General features: G+C 61.6%; 23 protein-coding genes. 13 read left to right on the forward strand and 10 right to left on the reverse strand.

The window, feature by feature from the left end:
• Positions 1–3 precede the first annotated feature (3 nt).
• Entirely contained in the window at positions 4–984 is a 981-nt protein-coding gene (locus C4J92_RS01170) for a sulfate/molybdate ABC transporter ATP-binding protein (protein WP_124369172.1), read from the forward strand.
• Positions 985–1,110: 126 nt separating this feature from the next.
• Here the strand turns inward: C4J92_RS01170 and C4J92_RS01175 are convergent, their stop codons facing one another.
• The 3 genes from C4J92_RS01175 to C4J92_RS01185 all read right to left on the reverse strand — a co-directional run bounded on the left by C4J92_RS01175 (position 1,111) and on the right by C4J92_RS01185 (position 2,653).
• Positions 1,111–1,638 carry a DUF962 domain-containing protein gene (locus C4J92_RS01175; RefSeq protein WP_124402691.1) on the reverse strand — a complete coding sequence of 176 codons (528 nt, stop codon included), beginning with the start codon at positions 1,636–1,638 and terminating at the stop codon, positions 1,111–1,113.
• Positions 1,639–1,740: 102 nt separating this feature from the next.
• Complete coding sequence (uraH, locus tag C4J92_RS01180; RefSeq protein WP_124402692.1) at positions 1,741–2,151, reverse strand: hydroxyisourate hydrolase; 411 nt, start codon at positions 2,149–2,151, stop codon at positions 1,741–1,743.
• Between the two features lie 28 nt (positions 2,152–2,179).
• Positions 2,180–2,653: a heme-binding protein gene (locus C4J92_RS01185; RefSeq protein WP_124402693.1), complete on the reverse strand. Its 474-nt coding sequence runs from the start codon at positions 2,651–2,653 to the stop codon at positions 2,180–2,182.
• 100 nt (positions 2,654–2,753) lie between these two features.
• Between C4J92_RS01185 and C4J92_RS01190 the strand changes: the two genes are divergently transcribed.
• The gene (locus C4J92_RS01190; protein ID WP_124402694.1) at positions 2,754–3,119 is read left to right on the forward strand and encodes a response regulator; all 366 of its coding nucleotides are present in this window, start codon (positions 2,754–2,756) and stop codon (positions 3,117–3,119) included.
• A gap of 116 nt (positions 3,120–3,235) precedes the next feature.
• On the opposite strand, the gene C4J92_RS01200 is transcribed toward C4J92_RS01190, so the two are convergent.
• On the reverse strand, positions 3,236–4,240 hold the full coding sequence (locus C4J92_RS01200; protein WP_124402696.1) for an AraC family transcriptional regulator: 1,005 nt from the start codon (positions 4,238–4,240) through the stop codon (positions 3,236–3,238).
• Between the two features lie 101 nt (positions 4,241–4,341).
• Between C4J92_RS01200 and C4J92_RS01205 the strand changes: the two genes are divergently transcribed.
• Positions 4,342–5,412: a fatty acid desaturase gene (locus tag C4J92_RS01205; protein WP_124402697.1), complete on the forward strand. Its 1,071-nt coding sequence runs from the start codon at positions 4,342–4,344 to the stop codon at positions 5,410–5,412.
• Here the strand turns inward: C4J92_RS01205 and C4J92_RS01210 are convergent.
• Entirely contained in the window at positions 5,399–6,214 is an 816-nt protein-coding gene (locus C4J92_RS01210) for an ABC transporter ATP-binding protein (RefSeq protein ID WP_124402698.1), read from the reverse strand. The genes C4J92_RS01205 and C4J92_RS01210 overlap by 14 nt on opposite strands.
• On the reverse strand, positions 6,211–7,785 hold the full coding sequence (locus C4J92_RS01215) for an ABC transporter permease (protein ID WP_124402699.1): 1,575 nt from the start codon (positions 7,783–7,785) through the stop codon (positions 6,211–6,213). The genes C4J92_RS01210 and C4J92_RS01215 overlap by 4 nt, the downstream gene beginning before the upstream one ends.
• A 277-nt stretch (positions 7,786–8,062) precedes the next feature.
• Between C4J92_RS01215 and C4J92_RS01220 the strand changes: the two genes are divergently transcribed.
• On the forward strand, positions 8,063–9,064 hold the full coding sequence (locus tag C4J92_RS01220; protein WP_124402700.1) for an ABC transporter substrate-binding protein: 1,002 nt from the start codon (positions 8,063–8,065) through the stop codon (positions 9,062–9,064).
• A gap of 631 nt (positions 9,065–9,695) precedes the next feature.
• On the opposite strand, the gene C4J92_RS01225 is transcribed toward C4J92_RS01220, so the two are convergent.
• Positions 9,696–10,616 (reverse strand): LysR family transcriptional regulator, encoded by a 921-nt coding sequence (locus C4J92_RS01225; RefSeq protein ID WP_124365391.1) that lies wholly within the window; start codon positions 10,614–10,616, stop codon positions 9,696–9,698.
• 181 nt (positions 10,617–10,797) lie between these two features.
• Here C4J92_RS01225 and C4J92_RS01230 point away from each other — a divergent pair, with 181 nt between their 5' ends.
• The gene (locus tag C4J92_RS01230) at positions 10,798–11,703 is read left to right on the forward strand and encodes a TauD/TfdA family dioxygenase (RefSeq protein ID WP_124365392.1); all 906 of its coding nucleotides are present in this window, start codon (positions 10,798–10,800) and stop codon (positions 11,701–11,703) included.
• A gap of 135 nt (positions 11,704–11,838) precedes the next feature.
• Here the strand turns inward: C4J92_RS01230 and C4J92_RS01240 are convergent, their stop codons facing one another.
• Both C4J92_RS01240 and C4J92_RS01245 read right to left on the reverse strand, forming a co-directional pair.
• Positions 11,839–13,446 carry an alkaline phosphatase family protein gene (locus C4J92_RS01240; protein WP_124402701.1) on the reverse strand — a complete coding sequence of 536 codons (1,608 nt, stop codon included), beginning with the start codon at positions 13,444–13,446 and terminating at the stop codon, positions 11,839–11,841.
• 120 nt (positions 13,447–13,566) lie between these two features.
• Positions 13,567–14,511: a LysR family transcriptional regulator gene (locus tag C4J92_RS01245; protein WP_124402702.1), complete on the reverse strand. Its 945-nt coding sequence runs from the start codon at positions 14,509–14,511 to the stop codon at positions 13,567–13,569.
• 155 nt (positions 14,512–14,666) lie between these two features.
• On the opposite strand from C4J92_RS01245, the gene C4J92_RS01250 reads away from it, so the two are divergent.
• Positions 14,667–16,991: a TonB-dependent receptor gene (locus C4J92_RS01250; RefSeq protein ID WP_124402703.1), complete on the forward strand. Its 2,325-nt coding sequence runs from the start codon at positions 14,667–14,669 to the stop codon at positions 16,989–16,991.
• On the opposite strand, the gene C4J92_RS01255 is transcribed toward C4J92_RS01250, so the two are convergent.
• Positions 16,962–18,161, reverse strand: coding sequence for a CynX/NimT family MFS transporter (locus tag C4J92_RS01255; RefSeq protein ID WP_124402704.1), 1,200 nt, complete (start codon positions 18,159–18,161; stop codon positions 16,962–16,964). The genes C4J92_RS01250 and C4J92_RS01255 overlap by 30 nt on opposite strands.
• Before the next feature lie 357 nt (positions 18,162–18,518).
• Between C4J92_RS01255 and C4J92_RS01260 the strand changes: the two genes are divergently transcribed.
• From C4J92_RS01260 to C4J92_RS01290, 7 genes are all read left to right on the forward strand, one after another.
• The gene (locus tag C4J92_RS01260) at positions 18,519–19,322 is read left to right on the forward strand and encodes an energy transducer TonB (protein ID WP_124402705.1); all 804 of its coding nucleotides are present in this window, start codon (positions 18,519–18,521) and stop codon (positions 19,320–19,322) included.
• Between the two features lie 25 nt (positions 19,323–19,347).
• A complete protein-coding gene (locus C4J92_RS01265; protein ID WP_124405748.1) occupies positions 19,348–20,070 on the forward strand; it encodes a MotA/TolQ/ExbB proton channel family protein in 723 nt (240 codons plus the stop codon).
• Between the two features lies 1 nt (position 20,071).
• Positions 20,072–20,473 (forward strand): biopolymer transporter ExbD, encoded by a 402-nt coding sequence (locus tag C4J92_RS01270; RefSeq protein WP_124402706.1) that lies wholly within the window; start codon positions 20,072–20,074, stop codon positions 20,471–20,473.
• A 245-nt stretch (positions 20,474–20,718) separates the two neighbouring features.
• On the forward strand, positions 20,719–21,300 hold the full coding sequence (locus tag C4J92_RS01275) for an alpha/beta hydrolase (protein WP_124360762.1): 582 nt from the start codon (positions 20,719–20,721) through the stop codon (positions 21,298–21,300).
• 47 nt (positions 21,301–21,347) lie between these two features.
• Complete coding sequence (locus C4J92_RS01280; protein WP_124402707.1) at positions 21,348–22,274, forward strand: sigma 54-interacting transcriptional regulator; 927 nt, start codon at positions 21,348–21,350, stop codon at positions 22,272–22,274.
• A 106-nt stretch (positions 22,275–22,380) separates the two neighbouring features.
• The gene (locus C4J92_RS01285; RefSeq protein WP_124402708.1) at positions 22,381–23,163 is read left to right on the forward strand and encodes a MetQ/NlpA family ABC transporter substrate-binding protein; all 783 of its coding nucleotides are present in this window, start codon (positions 22,381–22,383) and stop codon (positions 23,161–23,163) included.
• A 323-nt stretch (positions 23,164–23,486) separates the two neighbouring features.
• Positions 23,487–24,851 (forward strand): TcdA/TcdB catalytic glycosyltransferase domain-containing protein, encoded by a 1,365-nt coding sequence (locus tag C4J92_RS01290; RefSeq protein ID WP_164487509.1) that lies wholly within the window; start codon positions 23,487–23,489, stop codon positions 24,849–24,851.
• The last annotated feature ends 182 nt before the right edge of the window (positions 24,852–25,033 follow it).

The raw sequence follows: 25,033 nt of genomic DNA on the forward strand, positions 1-25,033 counted from the left end.
GTCATGTCGATCGAAGTCCGTAATGTCAGCAAGAACTTCAATGCCTTCAAGGCCCTGGACAGCATCAACCTGGATATCCAGAGTGGCGAGCTGGTGGCCTTGCTGGGCCCGTCCGGCTGCGGCAAGACCACCTTGCTGCGCATCATCGCAGGTCTCGAAACCCCGGATGCCGGCAGCATCGTGTTCCACGGCGAGGACGTCTCCGGCCACGATGTGCGTGATCGCAACGTGGGCTTTGTGTTCCAGCACTATGCGCTGTTCCGCCACATGACCGTGTTCGACAACGTCGCCTTCGGCCTGCGCATGAAGCCGAAAAACCAGCGCCCGAGCGAAAGCCAGATCGCGACCAAGGTTCACGACCTGCTGAACATGGTGCAGCTCGATTGGCTGTCGGATCGCTATCCGGAACAACTCTCCGGCGGCCAGCGCCAACGTATCGCCCTGGCCCGCGCCCTGGCGGTAGAGCCTAAAGTGCTGCTGCTGGACGAACCCTTCGGTGCCCTCGATGCCAAGGTGCGCAAGGAGCTGCGCCGCTGGCTGGCGCGCTTGCACGAGGATATCAACCTGACCTCGGTGTTCGTGACCCATGACCAGGAGGAGGCCATGGAAGTTGCCGACCGTATCGTGGTGATGAACAAGGGCGTGATCGAGCAGATCGGCTCACCGGGCGAGGTGTATGAAAACCCGGCCAGCGATTTTGTGTACCACTTCCTGGGTGACTCGAACCGCCTGCACCTGGGCGAGGATAAACACCTGCTGTTCCGCCCCCATGAGGTGTCACTGTCGCGGCATGAACTGGAGGATCACCATGCGGCTGAGGTGCGCGATATTCGGCCGCTGGGCGCGACCACGCGGGTGACCTTGAAGGTCGAAGGCCAACCCGAGTTGATCGAAGCCGAAGTGGTCAAAGACCACGACAGCCTCACCGGCCTGGCCCGTGGCGAGACCCTGTTCTTCAAACCCAAGGTCTGGCAAAAAGCCTGAGCTCACCGCAAAACCAAATCTGAAACCGGGACCAAATGTGGGAGGGGGCTTGCCCCCGATAGCAGTGGATCAGTCAGAGCATCTGTGACTGAGACACCGCCATCGGGAGCAAGCCCCCTCCCACATTCAGACCTCGCTTGGCTTGAGATCGCGGCGCGCCACCGGCCCCGAGCGCGTTTCAATCTGTTGTTTCAGGTCCTGCCGCAAGCCCACCAGAAACGCCAACTCCGCCACCACAAACAACGGCCCCACGATCAGCCCCGACACGTCGTCCACAAACGCCGGCTTGCGGCCTTCGTAGTAATGCCCGACAAACTGGATCACCCAGCCCAGCACAAACAGGCCCACGCCGCTGCCCAGCCACACTGCCGTGCTCTGCGCCGCCAGTACGTGCCCGGCCCACACCGACAAACCCATCAGCACCGTCATCAACCCACCCAGCGCCAGCTCCAGGCGTAGGTAGAACCACGCCGAAAACAGCGCCAGCAACACCGCCGGCGATAGCCACAGCCCGCCCACCGGCCATTCGGGGCGTGACAGCAGCACGGCGACCGCCACCACAATCAACGGAATGCCGATGAAATGACTGGTGATATTGCGCGGGTCGCGGTGGTAGGCGGCGTATTGACTGAGGTGGTCGACGAGGCTTTTCATTGTTATTCCTCTTGTAGGATGTTTGATCATGCCCTGTCAGTCGGCTGCCAGCGGCTGCTGATGATGATCGCGCAAGGCCAGGGTGAAGTCGAGCAGGCGCGCCTATGAACCGCGATAGGTGGAGAAGCCGTAAGGGCTGAGCAACAGCGGGATGTGGTAGTGCTGGTCAGCCTGCTTGACCTGGAAAATCACCGGCACTTCGGGGAAGAAGGTTTCGCGGTTGGCTTTCTTGTAATAGTCGCCGGTCTTGAACACCACGCGGTACTCGCCCGGCTTCATTTTGCGGTCAGCCGGGAACAGTTCGGCGATGCGCCCTTGTTGGTTGGTCACGCCTTGGGACAGCGTCTGCCATTGGTCGCCCACATGTTCTTCCAGGGTGACGTTGACGCCGGCGCTCGGCAGGCCATTTTCCAGGTTGAGCACATGCACGCTCAGCGGGTTGCCGTCGGCCAGGGCCAGATTGCACAGGCCGCTCAGGCTGAGGGCGGCGAGGGTCATGCTTAGGGTTTTCATCGAGAAGTCCTTGTTGACAGGAGTGGAATCAAGGGGTGATTTTCAAGCCCAGTTGCTCGGCCGTCTGTACGGCGCAGGCTTCATCCTGCGGCGCGCCGCCGGCACCGGCGATGCCCAGCGCGCCGACCAGTTCGCTCTCGGCAAACAGCGGCACGCCACCGCCGAGCAACAGCAATTCGGGCAAGCTGTTAAGGTTGGCGGCCTCGGGGTTGTTGCGCGCACGCTCGGCGAACAGCCGGGTTGGGGTTTTGGTCGACAACGCCGTGTACGCCTTGCGCTGGCTGGCGAGGCTGTTGTGCGGGCCGACGCCGTCGGCGCGCAGGGCCAGCAACAGGTTGCCGCCGCGGTCGAGCACGGTCAGCGCGGCGTTGCAGTGCGCCAGGCTGGCATCGGCCAATTGGCGCGCGGTGTGTAAATCAAGCGTGGCGTAGCGTGGCAGTTGTGGCGTTGCCTGAGCGGCAGTCGCCACGGCGAGGCTCAGGAATAAAGCAGTGCGATACATGGTGAACGCTCCAGAAGGCAGGCCGTCACGGTAGCCAGTGGAGGTGGACAAAAGCCGCACAATTTGATGACAGGTTTGTAATCAAACCCAGAGGTAAGGCATGCACGTGTTGTTAGTGGAAGACCAGCCGCAATTGGCGCAACGGATGGCCCAGGGCTTGAGCGAGGCCGGTTTTACCGTGGAAGTCGCGGCCAACGGCATGGCCGCGCAACGGTTTGTGGAAAGCACCGTGTACGACCTGGTGATCCTGGACGTGATGCTGCCGGGCCTGAATGCCTGGAAGTTGCAGCAGGCGATTCGCCAACGCGGCGAAACGCCCGTGCTGTTTCTGACCACGCCCGATGGCATCGAAGATCGTTTGCGCGGGTTGGAATTGCATGAAGACGACTACTTGCTCAAGCCGTTTGATGCCAAGGCATTGGTGGCGCGGGTGAGGAAGGTGCTGCGGCGTGACCGAGGGCGGTGATGGCCTGGGCAATCGCTATCGGGGGCAAGCCCCCTCCCACACTTGAATGTATTCACAGACCCAATGTGGGAGGGGGCTTGCCCCCGATGAGGCCCTCAAAGCCACTGCACATCTGCCTACCGCAACCCATCCCTGAACTGCCCCGGCGTCATCCCCGTCCAGCGCTTGAACGCCCGATTGAAGCTGCTGGTATCGGCAAACCCAAGCAAATGACTGATCTCGGCCAATGAACACTGCGGATCGCGCAGGTGCAACAGCGCCAGGTTCTGCCGACACTCATTGAGCAGCGCATCAAACCGGCAGCCTTCATCCGCCAGGTGCCGCTGCAGGCTGCGCAGGCTCAAATGCAGCGCCTGGGCGATCCGCTCCGCGCTGGGTTCGCCGTCGGGCAGTTGCGCCTCGATGGCGGCGCGCACCTTGCGTTCCCAGGTCAGCGGTTGCAGTTGGGCCAGGGTGCGCTTGAGCACGGTTTCATTGTGTTCGGCCAACTCCGGGTTGGCGTCGTCCAGGTGGCTGTCGAAGTCGCGGGCGGCGAACTCCAGGCGGTCTTCCTCGGCGCCGAAGAACACCGGTGAGCGAAACACCGTGTGCCAGGGCGCAGGGTCGGCCGGTTCCGGGCGCCGCAGGTACACCGCCAGCGGTGCGTAGTCACGCCCCAGGCGATTGCGGCAGGTGCGCACATAGATCGCCGCAAACGCATCGATCGCTTCCAGCGCCGGCGCCGGGCTGCCTTCGGGTTGCAGCAGGCGGAAACGGTAGCCGTCACCGTGACGGCTCAGCTCCAGGCTCAGGGCATCACTGACCACCTGGTGATAGCGCACGATACGCTCGAACACCTCGCGCAGGCTGCCGCTGGCCACCAGCGCATACCCCAACGCATGAAAGGTGGTGGGGCTGACAAATCTCGACACCCGCAAGCCAATCGCCGGATCGCCACTGGCCTGCACCGCCAGTTCCCACAGGCGCGTGGTGGCCGACAACGGGTAGCGCGCATTCGGGTCGTCCATCAACAGCGGGTCGAGCCCGGCCTCGCGGCAGAGCGCGGCGCTGTCGAGGCTCAGGGCGTCGAGTTGCTTGCGCAGGGCGCGGGTCCAACTGGCGAGGGAGGTGGGTTCGGTCATGGCGATTGGCGCTTGCGGTCAACAGGTTGGCGTGCGGAGCTAGCGCCCTGCGCCAGGGTTGGGTGCAGGATGCAGGCATCACTCCACTAGAGAATGGAAGCATGGACGGTACTTGTGCAAGTCCCCAGCAGATGAACGCGCAACAGCGTTCGGCGCATATCCGTGAGGTGGTGCTGGCCGAGGGCGTGCGACTGCGCCAACGCCACCCCTGGCTGCTGCATCAGGACGCCCTGGGCGCGGGCATCCTGGCGTTTGCGCTGGTCGGCATGCTGGGTTCGGCGGCGCTCTATATCAGCGGCCAGATGGCCTGGTGGGTGTGCCTGCTGCTCAATGCCTTCTTCGCCTCACTCACCCATGAGCTGGAACATGACCTGATCCACAGCATGTACTTTCGCAAGCAGCGCGTGCCGCACAACCTGATGATGGGCCTGGTCTGGCTGGCGCGGCCGAGCACCATCAACCCGTGGATTCGCCGGCACCTGCACCTCAATCATCACAAGGTCTCCGGCACCGAGGCCGATATGGAAGAGCGCGCGATCACCAACGGCGAGCCCTGGGGCATCGCGCGTTTGCTGATGGTCGGCGACAACATGATGTCGGCGTTGATCCGCCTGCTGCGCGCCAAGACCTGGCCGCACCGGTTCAGCATTCTCAAGCGCGTGGTGCTGGTGTACGCACCGCTGGCGCTGTTGCATTGGGGCGCGTGGTACGTGTTCCTGGGTTTTCATGCCGCCAATGGCATCGCCAGCCTGATGGGCGCGCCCATCGAGTGGTCAGCCGGGACGCTGCAGATGATGCAGGTGATCGACATCGCCGCCGTGGTGATCATCGGCCCCAACGTGCTGCGCACCTTCTGCCTGCACTTTGTCAGCTCCAACATGCATTACTACGGCGACGTGGAGCTGGGCAATGTGATCCAGCAGACCCAGGTGCTCAACCCCTGGTGGATGTGGCCGCTGCAGGCGTTCTGTTTCAATTTCGGCAGCACCCACGGCATCCACCATTTTGTGGTGAAGGAGCCGTTCTATATTCGCCAGATGACCGCCAAGGTGGCGCACAAGGTCATGGCCGAGATGGGTGTGCGCTTCAATGATTTGGGCACCTTTGCGCGGGCCAATCGGCTTGAGCGCCAGGAGCAGCCGCGCAGCGAACTGTCGTTCAGCAAGCGATGAACGCCAACGGCAGGTCGCGGATCTGTTCGCGCGCCGGCGGCTGGTAGTGATCGTCGCTGGTCAATTCATGCAGCAGCTCTTCGCGCAACTGGTGGAATTCAAAGCTGCTGCGCTGGCGTGGATGGGGCAGGGCAATCTCGACCACCTGCTTGATCCGTCCCGGTCGTGGCTCCATCACCACCACCCGGTCGGCCAGGAAAATCGCTTCCTCCACGTCGTGAGTCACCAGCACCGTAGTGATGCTGGCGCGGGCGCGGATCGCCAGCAGTTCGTCCTGCATTTGCTGGCGGGTCAGCGCATCCAGTGCGCCGAACGGCTCGTCCAATAGCAGAATTCGTGGGCTGGCGACCAAGCCGCGAGCGATCGCCACCCGTTGCGCCATGCCGCCGGACAATTGGTGAGGATAGGCGCGGGTGAAATCAGTCAGGCCCACCAGTTCGATAAAGTCGCTGATGCGCCGGCTGTGCTCGGCCTCGCTCAAGGGCTCGTTGATCAGGCCCAGGCCGATGTTCTGCGCCACCGTCAGCCACGGAAACAGGCGGTGTTCCTGGAACACAATGCCGCGTTCGCCACCGATGCCGTTCACCGGCTTACCGTCCACCTGTATCTCGCCGCGAAACTGCGTATCCAGCCCCACCAGCAAGCGCAGCAGCGTGGATTTGCCGCAACCGCTGGAGCCGACAATCGCAACGAATTCGCCCTCGGCGATCTGCAGGTTGAACTCGCGGATGGCCTCCAATTCGAAGCCGTCCACATCGAAAGACTTGCCCACATGGTTGAAGCTGACAATCGGTGCGTTCATGCGTGTCTCCAGCGGGTGGCGCGGGTTTCAAGGCGTTGGCCGACAAGGTTGAGGGTGGCGCCGGTGAGGCCGACCAGCAGCATGCCGCTCATGATCAAGTCCATGCGCAGCAGCTGTTGGGCGCCGATCATCAGGCTGCCGATACCGCCGTTGGACGGCATGAAGTATTCCGCGCCGATGGTGCCCAGCCAGGCGTAGATCAGGCTCAGGCGCAGGCCGGCGAAAATTCCCGCTGCCGCGCCGGGCAAGATCAGGCGGCGCAGCCGTTGGGGCAGGTCCAGGCGCAGCACTTGGGCGGCTTCGCTCAGTTGCGGTGACAGGTTCAACACGCTGCGCTGGGTGGCGACAAACAAGGGGAAAAACGCCGCCAGGCCGATAAACACCCACTTGGCCAATTCCCCCAGGCCAAACCACGCCGTAAGCAGTGGTACCCAAGCGAAGATAGCGATCTGGCGCAACGCGGCGAGGGTAGGGCCGAGTACCCGCTCACTGCGCGGTGACAAGCCCAGCCACAAGCCCACGGCAAACCCCAGGCTGCCGCCCAGGATCAAGCCGCCCAAGGTGCGCCCCAGACTTTTGCCCAGCGCCCCCGACAGCGTGCCGTCCGCGACACCCGAGGCGGTGGTGTGCAGCACCGTCCAGGGGCTCACCAGGATATTCGCGTCGACCCAGCCCTGTTGCGTCGCCACCTGCCACAGCGCGAGCAACAACAGCGGCAGCAGCCACGGCTGCAGGCGTTGCCAGCCGTGGTAACGCGGGCCGCGACGGATCTGCGCCGTGGCCGGGTGCGGCCAGTGCACCCAGCGCCGATCCAGCCAGCCGATGCCACGGTCCATCGCCACGCCCAGCACGCCGATGACCACGATGCACACAAAGACGACATCGAGCATGAATAACTGGCGCGCCCACACCATCAGGTAGCCGATGCCTTCGCTGGAGGCGAGCAATTCCACCGCCAGCAGCGACGTCCAACCGGCCGCCAGGGCCAGGCGCACGCCAGCCATGAACGCCGGCAGGGCGGCGGGCAGGATCAGCCGGCGGATCAGCAGAGGGGTGGGCAGGCGCAGCACCTGCGCAGCCTCACGCAACTGCGGTTGGGCGTCGCGCACGCCGACCAGGGTATGCAGGGTGACCGGCACCACGATGGCTTTGACCAGCACCACCAGTTTCAACGTCTCGCCGATGCCGAAAAACACCATGAACAGTGGGATCCACGCCAGGGTCGGCACCTGCGACAGCGCGCTGAATGTCGGAAATACCAGGCGCTCGGCACGCGCGCTGAAGCCCAGCCAGGCGCCGAGCAAGGCCCCGGCGCTGATGCCCGCCAGCAAGCCCCAGCACAAGCGCTGCAGGCTGATCGCCAAATGGCTCCACAACTCGCCGCCCGCCAGTTCCACTGCGCTGCTCCACACCAATGAAGGCGGCGGCAGGATCTGCTCGCTCATCCACTGATTGCGGCTGGCCAGCCACCACAGGGCGAACAACGACAGCGGCAGCAGCCAGTGGCTGAGCGACGGCCAGCGCAGGATGGGCGTTGTCAGAGGCGGGCTCAATCGTGCGCTCCGGGCCATTGAGGACTTCCCTTTCGTTATGTGATTTCGATCTTATAAAAACGTAATCAAGATGATTGTGGGATAAGAGAAGTCATTTAAAGCCTGCGCCCGGCACGCATCCAATGCATTCGAAGAATATTTTCGATGCTGTTTGTGCATAGGTCGCTGGAGCCTGCGGTTTGGCTCGCATAGTGCTAAAAGCTATAAAATAGTGAATTTATAGTATTTAAAGTTTTCAGCAGCCTGTGCCTACTTTCAGCTCCCCGGCGACCGTCGCCCACCAGGAGCTGCGCTTATGAAACTGCCCTTCAAACGTCTGATCACGCTGTTCGCGGGCACCGCATTGGCGGGGCTGGTGCATGCCGCCGAACTCAAGGAAATCCGCATTGCCGTGCCTGACCTCAGCGCTGGCACCCAACACAGCGGTGGCGGCATCACCGATGTGTTGCGCCAACAGCAGATCTTCGAAAGGGCCTTCGCCGACCAAGGCATCACGATTCAGTGGAATTACTTCAAGGGCGCGGGCCCGGTGATTAACGAAGCCTTTGCCAACGGCCAGGTGGACCTCGCCTACCTGGGCGACCTAGCGGCCATCATCGGCCGCTCCAATGGCCTGCAGACCCGCTTGCTCAGTGCAACGGCACGGGACATCAAGCAGTACCTCGGCGTGGTACCGGGCTCGGGCATCAAGACCCTGCAAGACCTCAAGGGCAAGCGCGTCGCGGTGTTTCGCGGCACGGCCAGCCAGTTGTCGTTCGACAGCGCACTGGCCAGCCAGGGCTTGAATGAGAAAGACCTGAAAGTCATCAACCTGGATTTCAACGCGGCCGGTGCGGCGCTGGCCGCCAAGCAGATCGACGCGACCTGGGGCGGCTCGAACCTGACCGCGCTGCAAGCCAAGGGGCTGGCCGAAATCGGCCTGACCACCAAGGACCTCGGCGGTGCCGGCAGCATCCAGGCGGTGCTGGTGGGCAGCAAACAGTTTGTCGATGAGCATCCCGACGCCGTGGCCAAGCTGCTCAAGGCCCAGCAGCAGGCGGTGCAATGGTTGACCGATGACAACAACAAGCAGGCCTACATCGAACTGGTGTCGGGGCTGGCCAGTTATCCGCCGGTGATCCTGACCAATGATTTGAAAGACCAGCAGCTCAGTGCGATTTTCCCGGCAACGCTTGATCCGGTGTTCCTTGGCAAATTGCAGGATGCAGTGGACTTGGCGTCCAGGGAAAAGCTGATTCGCCGGTCGTTTCAGGTGAGTGACTGGGTAGCGCCTGGGTTGGTGGCGGCGGGGCTTTGAGCTGAGTGGTGCCTGGGCAATAGCTATCGGGGGCAAGCCCCCTCCCACACTTTGAATGTATTCGCAGTTCAAATGTGGGAGGGGGCTTGCCCCCGATGAGCATAGGTATCTACACAACTTTGTAGCAGCCAACAGTAACCACGATGCGAAGCGAGCCGCTCTTGATCTTGCTCTTGATCTTAAGCGCCCCGTTAAACCACGCTGGCCGGAATTCGACAGTGATTTGGGGGGTAAACCGGCAGGGATGCCGGTTTAGCCGCCCCGCGCCATGGATGGCGCGTGGCTGCGGCCCCCCAAATCGCTGTCGGATTACGGGCACACCGAGCCTAAGCGAGGTGCCGAGTGGTGGGGCAAGAGCGTTTTGCTTACTTTTGCGCTTTTCAAAAGTGAGACGCCGTAAGGGCGGAACCCATAGCAGCCGTTACCGCAGCAACGGATATGTACTCGCCCTGATCCAGCATCCTGGTCGGCTGTCAGGCCGCCATCGGGAGCAAGCCCCCTCCCACATTTGGATCGCGCGGCATCAGTCAGATAGCTATAGGCCGCCAGGTCGCCACGGGAGCAAGCTCCCTCGCCACAGGTTCAGGGCTACGCCAAAGTTGTGTAGATATCTATGCCCCGATGAGGCCCTTCAAACCGCCACACTCACCTCCTGCCGATCAACTTCCACCAACGTCTCAATCATCGCCTTGGCCGCCGGCGACAAGCGTGACCCGGTACGGCTGACAACCCCGCACCGCGCACTCAAGGTCTCCAGGCTCTGCGGCAGGTTGCGCCAGTGCAGCAGCACCAGCGCACCTCGGGCGATGTCCTCGGCGAACGCTTCTTCGGTGCCCACGCCGATGGCATTGGACTGCAGCACAATCTTTACCAGCGCCGGGAAGTGTTCGGTCTGGATGCTCGGTGAAAAGTCCATGCGCCCGCTCAGGTTCGCCAGCAGTTTGCGAATGCCCTGGGAGATCAGCGGCGCGGCCAGCGGGTAGTCGAACATGTCGTTGGTCGACAGGCTGTCCTTGGCCAGCAGCGGATGCCCCGGGCGGCAGAAAAACACGCCGCGCTTGGGCGTCAGCGCACGGGTCTGGAAGTTCGGGTCGGCTTCGAATTGACGGATGTCGGCAATGAAGAATTCGATCTCCTCACGGCTCAATGCACGGCTGAGCTTTTCCCAGTTATCCACTTGGAAACTGGTGCGGATTTTCGGGTGCGCGCCGATAAAACGCGCCACCGCATCCGGCACCAGCTTCACCGCCGGCGCCGGGCCGCAGCCGAAGCGCAGGTCGCCGGCATCAAGCTTGGTCATGCGCGTGACTTCACTGCTCAGCAAGGCGGCGCCATGCACCAGGGTAAGGGCGTGTTGCAGCACCACCTGGCCTTCCGGTGTCGGGCGCAAGTCCTTGTGGCCACGGTCCACCAGCACGCAGCCGAACTCCTGTTCCAGCCCCTGGATACTGCGGCTGAACGCCGGTTGCGTGATGCCCATGGCGTCCGCCGCACGCACAAAACTGCGGTGTTCGTTGAGGGCGATGAAGTAGCGCAGCTGACGAAGATCCATATGCATTCCCGGCATTTGAAAAATAGGTCGAAGGCATTTGCGAGCGACGCAGCTGAGGTTTTAAATGCAAGCTCTTATTCCGTCAACGAAGCATTGGTTCAATTGCTAGATCTAAAAGGCATATGAATAGAGCGTTGTCGGCGAGCGTTCCACCATCCGCAGGCACATGAGGGTCACTACAATGAGCAACGCCGCATTAGCTGTTCAACCCATCGCCCAGGCACTGGAGATTCATCCGGTTGCCGGCCGCATCGGTGCCGAGATTCGTGGCATCACACTGTCCGGTCACCTCGATGCCGCCACGGTCGAAGCCATCCAGCAAGCGCTGGTGCAGTACAAGGTGATCTTCTTTCGCGAGCAAACGCACCTCGATGACCAGAGCCAGGAAGCCTTCGCCCATCTGCTCGGCGAGCCGATTGCGCACCCGACTGTGCCGGTACGCGACGGCACGCGCTTTCTGATGGAGCTGGACGGCACCCGCGGCCAGCGCGCCAACTCGTGGCACACCGACGTGACCTTCGTCGACGCCTACCCGAAAGCCTCGATCCTGCGTTCAGTGCTGGCGCCAGCCTCCGGCGGCGACACCGTCTGGGCCAACACGGCGGCCGCCTACAACGACCTCAGCGTCGAACTGCGCGCCCTGGCGGACAACCTCTGGGCCATTCACAGCAACGAATACGACTACGCCGCGCGCAAGCCGGATGTGGCGGTGGAGAAGCTTGAGGAGTACCGCAAAGTGTTCACCTCGACGGTGTATGAAACCGAGCACCCGGTGGTGCGCGTGCATCCGGTCAGCGGCGAGAAAACCCTGCTGCTGGGGCATTTTGTCAAACGCCTGAAAGGCTACTCCCAGGCCGACTCGACGCAACTGTTCAACCTGCTGCAAAGCCACGTCACCCGCTTGGAAAACACCGTGCGCTGGCGCTGGAACAGCGGCGACGTAGCCATCTGGGACAACCGCGCCACCCAGCATTACGCGGTGGATGACTACGGCACCCAGGAACGCATCGTGCGCCGGGTGACACTCAAGGGCGATGTGCCGGTGGGGGTGCAGGGCCAACGCAGCCAGACCACCAAAGGCCTTTAAATTCACACAGATGATCGTTCCCACGCTCCGCGTGGGAATGCCTCCTGGGACGCTCCGCGTCCCGCTACCGCGCACAGGTGACGCAGAGCGTCACGGGCTGCATTCCCACGCGGAGCGTGGGAACGATCATAGGCCTTACCAGACCCCAATCTGCACCACCTTCTCCGCCTCTGGCTCCCCATAGCGAAACCATTGGCCACGCACTTCAATCTCCGTGTGGCTGATGGTCGTGCGCCGCTTCAACCCACGCAGCCACTCGAACAGATAACCCACGTGTGTCTCGCGCACATCCGCATAGGCCGGATCGGCGCCCAGGTCGTGCACTTCTTGCGGGTCGTTTTCCAGGTCGAACAGCTGCGCGCGAAAGCCGTCGTACGCCAGGTATTTCCAGCGCTCGCTGCGCACCATGGTCATGCGGCAACGGTCGATCGGCCGGCCCAGGCGCTCGCGGGCCGGGGCCTGGAAGGCGTAGTCGTATTCGGCAATCGCATACTGGCGCCAAGGGGTCGGCTGACCATGCAGCAGCGGGATCAGCGAACGACCTTCCAGGCGGTGATCGGCGGCGGGCAGGCCCAGGGCGTCGAGGAAGGTCGGCAGCGCATCGATGGTCTCTATCAGGCGCGCGTCCACCGAGCCGCGGCTGCTATCGGCACTCGCGCGCGGGTCGCGCACAATCAAGGGAATGCCCACCGCAGGCTCCAGCAGAAATTCCTTTTCACCGAGGAAGTGGTCGCCGAGGAAGTCGCCGTGGTCGCTGGTGAACACGATCAGCGTGTCATCCCAGCGCCCGTTGCTTTGCAGGAAGTCGAACAGCCGCCCGAGCTGGTCGTCGATCTGTTTGATCAGCCCCATGTAGGTCGGAACCACTGTGAGCCGCACCTCGTCGCGAGAGAAATTCACGCTCTCCTGATGCTGACGGAATGCCTGGTACACCGGGTGATCGCTGGTCTGCTCCGGTTGAATCGGCGCCTGCACATGCTCGGCGGCGTACAACGCGTGGTACGGCGCCGGTGCGATATAGGGCCAGTGCGGCTTGATATAGGACAGGTGCAGGCACCAGGGTTGCTCGGCCTGTTCCTGGATGAAGTCGATGGCGCGGTCGGTGGTGTAGACGGTTTCCGAATGCTGCTCGGCGACCCGTGCCGGCAAACCGGCGTTGCGCATATGCCAGCCGCTGAGCACTTCGCCGTTTTCGCCTTGTGCGGCATTGGCCCATTCATGCCAAGGGTTGCTGCCGCCGTAGCCTCGCTCGCGCAGGTAATGCGTGTAGGGCGCGGACTCGCGTTTATCCTCGAACAGCGGGCTGTCGGGGTAGATGCCGTCGTGACGAAAATAGGTGTCGAAGCCCACTTCATTCAGCGGCTCGGCCTGGGCGCTTTCAGGGTCGATGTTCACGCGTAGCAGCGCATCCAGATTCGGCGTGGCGTGGGTCTTGCCCACCAGCGCAGTACGGATGCCGTGGGGGCGCAGATAGTCGCCGATGGTCAGCTCGTCCAGGGGCAGCGGCACGGCATTCCACGCCACCTGGTGGCTGCTGACATAACGCCCGGTGTAGGCCGACATCCGCGACGGGCCACAAATGGTGCCTTGGGTGTAGGCGCGGCTGAAACGCACGCCGGCAGCGGCGAGGCGGTCGATATTTGGCGTGTGCAAGTGCGCATGGCCATAGCACGACAGGTAATCGCGGCGCAGTTGGTCGCACATGATGTACAGCACATTGCGCACGGGTTGGGGTTTGGACATGAGGCTTCACCGAACGGAGGACAGGTGACGGTTTTCGCCGTTCGGATGGGCGCTGGCAAGTGCATTTGGGGTCTGGGTTTCATGCAGTGAATGCATGGGGCTTGCCCCGATGGCGTCGGTTCACACAGCGACATTTTCCAGCGTGCAAATATCTTCATCCAACTCATCTATCTGCTTGATCTGCTCAATCATCGCCTCCGCCAGCGGTGACAACCGATACCCCGCGCGGCTGACGATGCCGTAGCGGGTGTAACGCTCCTCCAGGTTTTCATCCAGGCCGTCGATCGCCAGGCACACCAATTCGCCGCGGGCCATCTGCAGCACGTCGCTGTTGGCGCTGACGATGCCGATGGCGTCCGAGCGCAGCACCACGCCCAGCAGGCTGTAGCCGTTTTCGCATTCGACATTGGGCAGGTAATCCGGTCGGCCGCTCAGGTCGACGATGACTTTGCGCAGGTTCGGTGGGCGGATGGTCACGGCCAGCGGATAGCTCATCAGTTCGGCGGCGCTGACGCTGTCGCGGGCGGCGAGGGGGTGGCCGACGCGGCAGCAGAAATACCAGCGGCGCGCGCGCAGGCGATGGGTGTGATAGTCGGGGTTGGCCTCGAAATGGCGGGTGTCGGCGACGAAGAATTCGAACTCTTCGCTGAGCAGGCGTTTGCTCAGGCTGTCCCAGTCGTCCACCTGGAACTGCACGCGGGCCTTGGGGTAGCGCCCGATAAAACTGCCGATGGCGCGGGGGATCAAGCCGCCCGCCGGGGCCGGGCCGCAACCGAAGCGCAGTTCGCCCGCCTCGAGGCCATTGAATTGGCTGATTTCGTTAGCCAATTGCTGCGCGCCGCTGACCAGGCGCCGGGCATGTTCGAGCAGCACCTGGCCTTGTTTGGTCGGCGCCAGGTCTTTGCGCCCGCGGTCCACCAACTGGCAGCCGGCGCTGTGTTCCAGGGCCTGGATGCTGCGGCTGAAGGCCGATTGCGACAGGTTCACCGTCAACGCCGCCGCGACAAAACTGCGTTGTTCGGCGAGGGCGATGAAGTGGCGAAGCTGGCGCAGGTCGATATGCATTTTTCACATCAAAAATATCCGGGAAATGCATTGGCTATGCATTAGGTCGACTCCTTATAAAGGCTATCTCTTATGCAGTAAATGTTCGTAAAAACATAAATAAATAACCTAAGGGAATATCAGAGATTGAATATTCCTGGGTTCCGGAGCCGCTCATGAGTCTGTTCACGCCCGCTGTACCTTGCTCTCCCTGGACGCTCAAGCGCCTGCCCTTGGCCCTGTTGCTCGCGGGCAGTGCCGGTTGGACGCCCAGCCACGCGGCTGAGCCTGCGCCTGCGGGCGAAAGCGCCAGTGGTCAGCTGGAAACCGTCACGGTCACCGCACGCCGGCGCACCGAAAGCGCCCAGGCGGTACCGACGCCCATGAGCGTGGTCGGCGGCCAGGCGTTGGAGAGCCAGCGGGTGTACCGGATTCAGGATTTGCAGCAACTGGTGCCCAGCGTAAACGTCGCCTATATGCATGCGCGCCAGTCCAGCGTGTCGATTCGCGGCCTGGGCAACAACCCGGCCAGCGACGGCCTGGAAGGCAGCGTGGGGTTGTATATCGATAACGTGTACCTCGGCCGCCCCGGCATGGCGGTGTTCGACCTCATGGACATCGAACAGCTCGAGGTACTGCGCGGCCCGCAAGGTACGTTGTTCGGCAAGAACACCACGGCGGGGGTGATCAATATCAGCACGCGTGCGCCGAGTTTCACCCCGGAGCGCAGCATCGAAACCTCGTTGGGCGAGGACGGCTATTTCCAGACCAAGGGCACGATTTCCGGCCCGCTGAGCGATGAACTGGCCGGGCGCTTTTCGGCCTATCGCACGCGCAGCGACGGCGACATTAAGAACGAACATGACGGGCATGACCTCAATGGCGGTTCGCGCCAGGGCTTTCGCGGGCAACTGCTGTACAAGCCCAATGAGGCGTTCAACCTGCGCTGGATCGGTGACTACAACGAGGAGGATTCCAGCGCCGGTACCCGCGTGCTCTACAGCACCGGGCCGACCATCAACGGCACCAACCTCTACCAGTCCAGGGCCAACGCAGCGGGCGCGACGCTGGTCGACGGCACCCACCGCAAGGTCAATCTGGACAATGACCAGCACGTCACGGTGTTCCAGGGCGGAACGTCGCTGGAGGCCAACTGGACCTTGCCGAGCGATTTCACCCTGACGTCGGTCAGCGCCTATCGCTGGTGGAATTTCACCCCGCGCAACGATGACGGGCTTAACGTGCCGGCCTCGTATAACGCCGGCGTATCGGTGGAAGACAAACAGTGGTCCCAGGAATTTCGCCTGGCTTCACCCCAGGGCGGGTTCTTCGACTACGTGCTCGGCGCCTATTACTTCGGCTCAGACCTGGATAACCAAGCCTTCGCCTATTACGGCCCGAGGGCCGACATCTGGAACGGCACGCCGACCGGCGCGTTGAATAATGTGAGCAGCGTCGGCAACGGGCACATCCGCACCGACAGCTTTGCGCTGTTCGCCCAAGGCACCTGGCACCTGACTGAACGCCTGGATTTCACCGCCGGCCTGCGCGGCACCTACGAAGAAAAAAGTGCCTGGGTGACACGCAATGCCCCGCTCGGCGGCGCGGCTGCCACGGCGCGGCGCGGGCGCGCCGGGGCGTATGACTCGGGTGACCTGACGCAATACAGCGCCACGCCGTCGGGGCTGCTCAACCTCAGTTATCACTTCAACGACAACCTGCTGGGCTACGCGACGCTGTCCCACGGCGAGAAGTCCGGTGGCGTCAACCTGGCGGTGGGCTCGGCGCCGACGGCCGGGGCCGACTCGCTGCTGATCGGCACCGAGCGCGCCAACAATGCCGAGTTGGGTTTCAAGAGCACGTTGTGGGATCGACGCCTGCAGCTCAATGCCAACCTGTTCTGGACCCAGGTCAATGGCTACCAGACCAACGCCTACGACCAGGACAACCGTGTGCAATACCTCACCAACGCCGGCTCCGTGCGCTCACGGGGCGTTGAAGTGGAAAGCACCCTGGTGCCGATCAAGGGCCTGACGTTGAATATCAACGGCTCGTTCAACGACGTGAGTTACCTGTCTTACAAGGACGCGCCATGCCCGCCGGAAGTCAGCCTGCGCCCCGGGGCAGCGGCGTCCTGCGACCTGACCGGGCACCAGGTGGTGGGCGCGTCGAAATGGATTGCCAATGCCAACGGCGAGTACAAGTGGAACCTGGATAACGGCTTTGAACCCTACGTCACCGCCAGTTATGCCTTCCGCTCCAAGGCGGTGGGCACGGTGGAAGATTCCGACTACGGGCAGATCCCCGCCTATGCGCTGGTCAACCTCTCCACTGGCCTACGCGGCAACTACGAGCAAGGCCAGTGGGATGTGTCGTTGTGGCTGAAAAACGCCTTCGACAAAACCTACTACACCACCCTGTGGACCGGCGGCAACGGCGGTTACGAAGGCCTGCTGGGCACGCCGCGTACCCTAGGCGTGACCGGGCGCTACGACTTCTAGCCCGGTGCGGTAGGTGGCCGGGCTGAACACCCGCGTCACCAGCAGCATCGCCACCGCCGTTACCGTGAGCACGACCCAGGCGCTGATGAAGTGGCCGGTGAGTTCGCGCAGCCAGCCGGTCAACCACGGCGAAATCGCGTTGATCAAAAAGCCCACGCCTTGTACGAAGGCCGCCAGTTGCCCGGCCTGGCGTGGGTCGCGGTGATGGTCGAGGGTCAGCAGCAGGCTCAGGGCGAAGCACGCACCCAGGCCGAACCCGCACAAGGCCACCCACAGGTGGGGGAATGCGGTGGGCGCGATGATCAGGCCGAGATAGCCGAGGATTTGCGCCAACAGGCTGATGCCTAGCAGCGGGCGACGGTCGATCCCACGTTGCGCCAGTACCGGCATCAACAGCGCGGCGATTACTTGGAAAATGGTCATGAACGCCAGCAACGAGCCGCTGGGCAGCACGCCCCAACCCAGTTGCTGATAGTAGGCGGGCAGCCAGGCCACCATGCTCATGTAGCCGCAATTGACCAGTCCGAAATACAGCGCCAGCAGCCACGCGCGGCGGTTGCGCAGGCCTTTGAAGGCCGGGGCGACCTGTGTATTTCGGGCGGCGCCCAGTGGCAACCCGGCCCATAGCAACAACGCCCCCAACGCCGGCAACAGCCATACGCCCAGGCCCGCCTGCCATTGCTGGAAATACGTGGCTACCAGCGGGCTGAGCAGCGCCGCCAGCCCTCCACCGGCCATCAGCGACGCCGAATACACACCCATCGCCACCGGCACGCGGTGCTGAAATTCGCGCTTGATCATCGCCGGCACCAACGCCTGGATCAGCGCCACACCCGCGCCGCCGAGCAATGCCGTGACCAACAGCGCCGAGGCCTGGCCCATCAGCCAGCGCGCCAGGCACGCCAGCAGAATCATCACCAGTCCCAGCGCAATACCGCGCCGTTCACCGAGTCGTGCTTCTACCCGCACGCCCACCAGCGCCACCAACCCCATGCACACCACCGGCAAGCTGGTGAGCAAGGCACTGCTCTGAAAGCTCAGGCCGGTGGCTTGGCGAATCTCACCGAGCAGCGGGCTGATGGAGCTGAGGATGGGCCGCAGGTTCAGTCCCAGGACCACCAGGAGGCCCCAGCCTGCGAGCTTGCTGGCGATCGAATGGTTAAGCGTCATGCAGGGCCTGCCGGAGAGCAAAAAGAGGCAGGGAGTATGCCAGCCGTTGTGTTGGGTCGACAGCCTGAGCACGCCTGGGGTGAGGTGCTTATCTGGTGCGATGCAAATCCCGCTTGAACCATGCCTTCACTGAATATTTTGTATGCCGTAAACGCATGCAAAAACAAGCGCTTCGCGCAAAGCCACGGAAGACGCGGGCTTGACGCAGGGGACGTATTTTTATATTCGCTTTAGATATATCCATAACTTTAAAGATTACTTTAAGAGATAAGCGCTCAACCCCGATGATTCAGCCCTCGACGGCCTTTCAAGCAGGCCTGTCGGTTTTTTGGTCTTGAAGCCGTAGGGAGTGAATCAATGGGCAATGTCCAGACCGCCGCCAGTGCACAAGAGGCGCAATGGCGCCTGGCACCGGGTGGTGAGTTGGTCGACCTTGGCCGGCCGCACCGTGCGCCGTTGGGTCAGTTACGCCTGCAACAGACCCCCAAGCGGTTTTCCAGCCGACGCGAAGGCATTCTGCTGGGCTTGTTGGTGCTGGCCTTGCACGGCGCCGTGATCTATTGGGTGAGCCAGAAGCCCACCCCGCTATTGCCGGTGGTGCCGCCGGAAATTCCGCCGATGACCATCGAGTTTTCCCGGCCGGCGCCACCCGTGGTCGAGCCGCCACCGCCCGTGCCGCCGCCACCTGCGGTGGTCGAGCCGCCGCCGGTGGTGGATGAGTTGGCCGCCAAGCCGGCGCCGCCCAAACCGATTCCTAAACCCAAGCCCAAGCCCGTGCCCAAACCTGAGCCCAAGCCGGTACCCAAGGTGATCGAACAGCCGCCCGCGCCGCCTGTACCCGCGCCGTCGGCACCTGTTGCACCGCCCGCGCCGGCCCCGGTAACGCCCGCTTCGGCCAACGCCGCTTACCTGAAGAACCCGGCGCCGGAATACCCGTCCCTGGCCCAGCGTCGCGGCTGGGAGGGCACTGTGTTGTTGCGGGTGCACGTACTGGCCAGCGGCAAACCGGGTGAGATCCAGCTGCAGAAAAGCAGCGGTCGCCAGCAACTCGATGACGCCGCATTGGCCGCCGTGAAGCGTTGGAGCTTTGTGCCGGCCAAGCAGGGTGACGTGGCCCAGGACGGCTGGGTCAGCGTGCCGATCGATTTCAAGATTCATTAATTATTCAGCTGCACAGAGGGAACACATCATGGCTTTGGCATCTCCACTTGAATCCATTGAAAGCGCGGTGATCTGGCTGTTGGTGGTCTTTTCGGTCGCCACCTGGGGCTTGGCGTTGTTGAAGGGCGTGCAATTCGGGCGCCTCAAGGCCCAGGATCGCCGGTTTCATAAAAAATTCTGGGCTGCCTCAAGCCTGGACGCCGCCGCCGAATTGACCGAAACCCAACCGGGCGCGGCGGCCCGAGTAGCCCATGCCGGTTACGCCGCGATCCAGGTCGGTGATACCCAGCACGCGGCTGACCTGAGCCAGGCCATCAATCATCAAGACCGCCTCGAACGTGCCTTGCGCCAGCAGATCGTGCGTGAACGCCGCTCCCTGGAAACCGGTCTGGCCGTGGTCGCCAGCATCGGCAGCACCTCGCCGTTTATCGGCCTGTTCGGCACCGTGTGGGGCATCATGGAGGCGCTCAAGGGCATCAGCGCCGCCGGTTCGGCCAGCCTGGAAACCGTGGCGGGGCCTATCGGTGCGGCGCTGGTCGCCACGGGCGTGGGGATTGCCGTCGCGGTGCCGGCGGTGCTGGTCTACAACTATTTCCTGCGTCGCCTGAAGCTGACGGCTGCCGACTTGGACGACTTTGCCCACGACTTCTACAGCCTTGCGCAGAAAAACGCCTTCCGCGTGCTGTTGCACCCGGCGCTGACCAAGACCAGCGCCGCCAACCCGCAAAAAGTGAAGGAGGCCTCCTGACATGGCCTTCTCCACCCAAGACAGCGATGAGGTGCTGAGCGAGATCAACGTCACGCCGCTGGTGGACGTGATGCTGGTGCTGCTGGTGGTGTTCATCGTCACCGCGCCGCTGCTCACCAATGCGATTCCGATCAACTTGCCCAAGACCGAGGCCGTGGCCCCGGTCGAGCAGAAAGACCCGCTGGTGGTGAGCATCGACGGTGCCGGCAAACTGTTTATCAACAAGGACGAAATCCCGCCGGACCTGCTGGAGTTCAAGCTGCAGGCGGCCAAGGCCAAGGACCCCGATGTGCGGGTGCAACTGCAGGCTGATGATGGTGTGAACTACGGCGAAGTGGCGCGAGCCATGGCGTCTATCGAGCGCGCGGGGATTACGAAGTTGTCGGTGATTACGGCGCGCTAGCGCGTAGTTGTGAGCTTCAAGCTTCAAGCTGCAAGCGGCAAGTAAAAGTCCGTCCGCTTACAGCTATTTTTTCAGGCCGTCTCCTTGGCAGGGTGCGGCCTTTTTTTTGCTCCAGACTTGCCGCTTGCCGCTAATCCCTTGAAGCTGCTTTTCAGTTATTAATAAATAGCTTCTTATTCCTTAACGAATATAAACCGCGTCCCTATACTGGTCTGCAACGTTAAACGCTGCAGGAGGGCACACCCATGCACAGCGAATCGATTCGTTACCTGATCGTGCCGGGCTGGCAAGGATCGCCAGAAGATCATTGGCAAAGTCACTGGCAGAACAGCCTGCCCAACAGTGCGCGCGTGGAGCAGGATGACTGGCTGACCCCGCGCCGCGAAGACTGGGTGGCGGCGTTGGCCGAGGCCATCGCCGCCGACAGCACGCCGGTGATCCTGATCGCCCATAGCCTGGGTTGCATCACCGTGGCGCATTGGGCGGCCACCGCGCCGGTGAATTTCCTGCGCCAGGTGCGCGGTGCCTTGCTGGTGGCCCCGGCGGACGTCGAACGTCCGGCCTGCGCCCCCGCCCTGCGCAACTTCGCGCCGATTCCTACCGACCTGTTGCCGTTTCCCAGCCAAGTGGTCAGTTCCGACAACGACAGTGCCGTCAGCGCGCCACGGGCGTTGGAGCTGGCGCGTCACTGGGGCGCCGAAGCCGGCATCCTGTCGGGGGCCGGGCATATCAATGTGAAGTCCGGCCACCAACGTTGGGAGCAGGGTTTCGCGTACCTCTATCGCCTGCAAAATCGCCTCGAGCATCACGCTCGGCGCCGTGCATAACCTATTTCAACACCCTGTCCCTGAGTGGATGGGGGCGGGAGCCTGCCATGAGTCTGCATGAAACCTACGGCCAGCCATTGCTGACCTTCCCCGATGCCGAAAAAAGCCCGTTGAGCATCCGCGCCAAGGCGCTGGTGTTCGTCGACCCACGTTCGCGGCAGCTGCGCGAAGAGCTGGAAAGTCTCGCACCGCGTGCATTGCCCGTGTTGATTCGCGGCGAGACCGGTAGCGGCAAAGAGCTGCTGGCGCGGCATATTCACCGTGGCAGTGATCGCTCGGGCTTGTTTGTGTCGGTCAATTGCGGCGCGATCAGCCCGACTTACGCCGACGCGGAGCTGTTCGGCTATGCCGCCGGCAGCCACAGCGGCGCGGCAAGCAGCCGGGCGGGGTGGTTCGGTTCGGCCAATGGCGGCACGCTGTACCTGGACGAAATCGGCGATTTGCCGTTGCCGATCCAGGTCAAATTGCTCGCCGCCCTGGAAAACCACGAAGTCACCCGCGTCGGCGCCCACCAACCCAGCCCGGTGGACGTGCGCCTGGTGGCCGCCACCAGCATCGACCTGGCCCAGGCGGTGGCAGCGGGCAAGTTCCATGAGCGCCTGTTCCATTATCTGAGCGAAGGTCAATTGGACCTGCCGGCATTGCGCGAGCGGGTCGGCGACATCCTGTCCCTGGCCGAATACTTCCTGGGCATCTACAGCCAGCGCCTGGAACTGCCGGTGCCGCTGATCAGCGACGCCGCCCAGCGCGTGCTGGAACGTCATAGCTGGCCGGGCAATACCCGCGAGCTGGAAAACGTTATCCACTTTGCCCTGTTGGTGAGCAGCGGCGATGAGATTCTGCCCGAGCATCTGAACCTTCCCGCCGCCGGCTCGCCCTTGGAGCAAGTGCAGCGGATTTTCGCGAACGCCAGTCCCACCGAACGGGAGACGCTGCGTAGCTTCTTGTATGAGCAAAATGGAATATCAACGTGAATAAAAGATATTGTTCGGGAATAAAAAATCTAGGTATTGTCCACTCCACGCCGCGATAGCACTTCGCTGGCACTCCACATAAAAACGGTCGTTAGAAGGACATTGCATGAAAAAGGTTCTGTTGTTTACCGCCCTGGCGGCTGCCCTGACTGCCAGCTTCGCCCAGGCCAACGAGAAACTGGTGGTGGCCGCCACCCCGATCCCGCACGCCGAGATCCTCGAGCTGATCAAGCCAACCCTGGCCAAGGAAGGCGTAGACCTGCAGATCAAAGTCTTTACCGACTACGTACAGCCGAACGTGCAAGTGGCCGAGAAGCGTCTGGACGCCAACTACTTCCAGACCCTGCCGTACCTGGAGAACTTCAACAAGGGCAAGGGCACCAACCTGGTGACCGTAGTCGGTGTGCACGTTGAACCTATCGGCGGGTACTCGAAAAAAGTCAAAAACATCTCTGAGCTCAAAGATGGCGCCACTGTGGCCATCCCGAACGAAGGCTCCAACAGTGGTCGCGCCCTGTTGCTGCTGCAGAAGAACGGTCTGATCACCCTGAAAGACCCGACCAACCCGTTGTCCACGCTCAAGGACATCAAAGACAACCCCAAGCACCTCAAATTCAAGGAGTTGGAGTCGGCGCTGCTGCCCCGCGTACTCGACCAGGTTGACCTGGACGTGATCAACACCAACTACGCGCTGGAAGCCGGCCTGAACCCAGCCAAAGACGCGCTGATCATCGAAGACGCCAAGTCGCCCTACGTGAACTTCCTGGTCGCTCGCCCGGACAACAAGGACAGTGACGCGATCCAGAAACTGGCCAAGGCCCTGACCAGCCCCGAAGTCAAAGCCTTCATCGAGAAGAAGTACAACGGCGCGGTCGTACCAGCGTTCTGATGTAAGTCAAAACCTCCTTCAAGGTTTCAACGCCGGTGGCTAATAAAGCGCCGGCGTTTTTTTTGTGACAGATACAGGGCGTCGAAGTGAAGCGTTAAGTTGTGGAGCGCAACTTTATATTCGTTACATTAAGGGTGTTTATTGGTTTTGTTTGTGGATTAGTTGCATTGAATGTTTTCTTGAATTGCTGGCTTATGTTTCTTAAATAATCTTACATTTGTATCTTTGTTTTTTTGTTTTTTTACCCGCAGGCTTGGAGTCGATGAAGGAACTAACGCATGGAGGCGCCGGCAAGTGTTGTCAGCTTTTTGGAGCCAATAGTTATGACTCAGCATGTATCTTCGCATCAACCGCTCACCACCTCCCCAAGCATGAGCCCGGTAGCGGCCCAGCCCCAGAGCCCTAAAAGCTTTGAATCCACCTACCCTCTAAGCGAATTCAAGCCCGTCCCGAACAATATCCATATGGTGTGGGTGGGCTCGGAACCAAGCGTCAAGCAGGATGAATACTTGCGTCAGTGGGCAGCCAAGAACCCTAACCATGAAGTCACGCTTTGGGTGGATTCCACTCAATTTGATGCTTACGCCACGAATAAGTCCGCGCAGGCAAAAGCGGAAGCTATTTATCCAGGCTATCAATCAGAGCGTCCCATTCGCGGTTTATTCAGCCAACTCAAAGTGACTACGGAATCTCCCAGGCAGCGTAAACCTGCAGAACAGTCACAAGTCATCAGCGAGTTGAACAAAGAGCTGTCTGCCTCGGGTAACAAAAAGTTGAAAGCGCTACTGCTGCCCGAAGGTGGAAACGTGACGGCTGCTAACGCTCGGCAGGTACTTGACGGATTTGAGCGTTACGCGCAGCGCACCGACGATAAGTTTTATCAAGCAGAAGCCGTGATTCTGGACCAGACGACAAAATCCTGGGACCGTTACGCGAGTAACCCTCCCCGTGATATCAGTACGCTGACGAGTTTAAAAGAGCGGTTTGCCGATCAAAAGAACATTCAGATTCGTGACCTGAGCAATCCCTCGGACATTCGATTACAGAATAAAGACGTGTATCAACACGAAATTATCGGACGTAACGGTGGCTATGCTGCAGCCTCGGACGTGGCACGTTATGAAATCGTCAATCGTTATGCGGGCACTTATACGGATATTGATCTGGAGAGCGTACGCCCCCTCGATGGCGCACTGCATGCCCATCCCGATTTAATGCTGGTCGGCATGGCTGAAGGCAAAAATGACGCAAAGGGCAGCGCCACCCCTTATTTCGCCAACGCGTTATTTTCCAGCCATGCCCAGAGTGCGATGCTGTCCAGCCTGATTGATGACATCGGCAACAACTACCGTTCCATGAAGGGCAATGAGTACGGCGGTGACCGTTACTTCAGTCGCCCGAATAAAAGCACTATTGAAACCACCGGCCCCAATGCATTACGCGGGCACGTCGACAAAGTGATACAGCAAGCGAAGGGGCAGCCGGATCTGGTGCGCAGCGACGCCCGCTCTCTGGCTGATCGAATATGGGACAAAGCAAAGCCGCAAAACGAAGAGTACTGGAAACTCGTGGATTCCCATTTCAAATTCCCCGACAACTACGTCAATTTTGAGACCGAAGAGCAGCAAAACAGCGCTACCAAAGCAATGGCCGGTGGCGGCCAGCCCGACACTCTGAAGAGGGGCTGAATAGTGTTGAAAGCCTTGCCTGTCGGCAGGGCTTTTTTTATCGAAGCGTTCACGTCTTGCACTTGGTTGAGCAATCCCCAATAGGTTAGCTATTTGGGTGATATTGATATGCTATTTCGGTATTTAAATTTTGCTTTTTATACCTTTAAAGTTCGCGCTACCCGACGTTATCCACGCCGGAA

Source organism: Pseudomonas sp. R3-18-08, assembly GCF_003852065.1.
Taxonomy (GTDB): domain Bacteria; phylum Pseudomonadota; class Gammaproteobacteria; order Pseudomonadales; family Pseudomonadaceae; genus Aquipseudomonas.

Excerpts from the sequence above, each read along its gene's own strand:
- C4J92_RS01275 (WP_124360762.1), top strand. The coding sequence starts at position 20,719 with ATGCACAGCGAATCGATTCGTTACCTGATCGTGCCGGGCTGGCAAGGA.
- C4J92_RS01260 (WP_124402705.1), top strand. The coding sequence starts at position 18,519 with ATGGGCAATGTCCAGACCGCCGCCAGTGCACAAGAGGCGCAATGGCGC.
- C4J92_RS01230 (WP_124365392.1), top strand. The coding sequence starts at position 10,798 with ATGAGCAACGCCGCATTAGCTGTTCAACCCATCGCCCAGGCACTGGAG.
- C4J92_RS01205 (WP_124402697.1), top strand. The coding sequence starts at position 4,342 with ATGGACGGTACTTGTGCAAGTCCCCAGCAGATGAACGCGCAACAGCGT.
- uraH (WP_124402692.1), bottom strand. The coding sequence starts at position 2,151 with ATGAAAACCCTAAGCATGACCCTCGCCGCCCTCAGCCTGAGCGGCCTG.
- C4J92_RS01290 (WP_164487509.1), top strand. The coding sequence starts at position 23,487 with ATGACTCAGCATGTATCTTCGCATCAACCGCTCACCACCTCCCCAAGC.
- C4J92_RS01270 (WP_124402706.1), top strand. The coding sequence starts at position 20,072 with ATGGCCTTCTCCACCCAAGACAGCGATGAGGTGCTGAGCGAGATCAAC.
- C4J92_RS01280 (WP_124402707.1), top strand. The coding sequence starts at position 21,348 with ATGAGTCTGCATGAAACCTACGGCCAGCCATTGCTGACCTTCCCCGAT.
- C4J92_RS01215 (WP_124402699.1), bottom strand. The coding sequence starts at position 7,785 with ATGGCCCGGAGCGCACGATTGAGCCCGCCTCTGACAACGCCCATCCTG.
- C4J92_RS01285 (WP_124402708.1), top strand. The coding sequence starts at position 22,381 with ATGAAAAAGGTTCTGTTGTTTACCGCCCTGGCGGCTGCCCTGACTGCC.
- C4J92_RS01220 (WP_124402700.1), top strand. The coding sequence starts at position 8,063 with ATGAAACTGCCCTTCAAACGTCTGATCACGCTGTTCGCGGGCACCGCA.
- C4J92_RS01245 (WP_124402702.1), bottom strand. The coding sequence starts at position 14,511 with ATGCATATCGACCTGCGCCAGCTTCGCCACTTCATCGCCCTCGCCGAA.
- C4J92_RS01210 (WP_124402698.1), bottom strand. The coding sequence starts at position 6,214 with ATGAACGCACCGATTGTCAGCTTCAACCATGTGGGCAAGTCTTTCGAT.
- C4J92_RS01190 (WP_124402694.1), top strand. The coding sequence starts at position 2,754 with ATGCACGTGTTGTTAGTGGAAGACCAGCCGCAATTGGCGCAACGGATG.
- C4J92_RS01250 (WP_124402703.1), top strand. The coding sequence starts at position 14,667 with ATGAGTCTGTTCACGCCCGCTGTACCTTGCTCTCCCTGGACGCTCAAG.
- C4J92_RS01255 (WP_124402704.1), bottom strand. The coding sequence starts at position 18,161 with ATGACGCTTAACCATTCGATCGCCAGCAAGCTCGCAGGCTGGGGCCTC.
- C4J92_RS01170 (WP_124369172.1), top strand. The coding sequence starts at position 4 with ATGTCGATCGAAGTCCGTAATGTCAGCAAGAACTTCAATGCCTTCAAG.
- C4J92_RS01185 (WP_124402693.1), bottom strand. The coding sequence starts at position 2,653 with ATGTATCGCACTGCTTTATTCCTGAGCCTCGCCGTGGCGACTGCCGCT.
- C4J92_RS01240 (WP_124402701.1), bottom strand. The coding sequence starts at position 13,446 with ATGTCCAAACCCCAACCCGTGCGCAATGTGCTGTACATCATGTGCGAC.
- C4J92_RS01225 (WP_124365391.1), bottom strand. The coding sequence starts at position 10,616 with ATGGATCTTCGTCAGCTGCGCTACTTCATCGCCCTCAACGAACACCGC.
- C4J92_RS01175 (WP_124402691.1), bottom strand. The coding sequence starts at position 1,638 with ATGAAAAGCCTCGTCGACCACCTCAGTCAATACGCCGCCTACCACCGC.
- C4J92_RS01200 (WP_124402696.1), bottom strand. The coding sequence starts at position 4,240 with ATGACCGAACCCACCTCCCTCGCCAGTTGGACCCGCGCCCTGCGCAAG.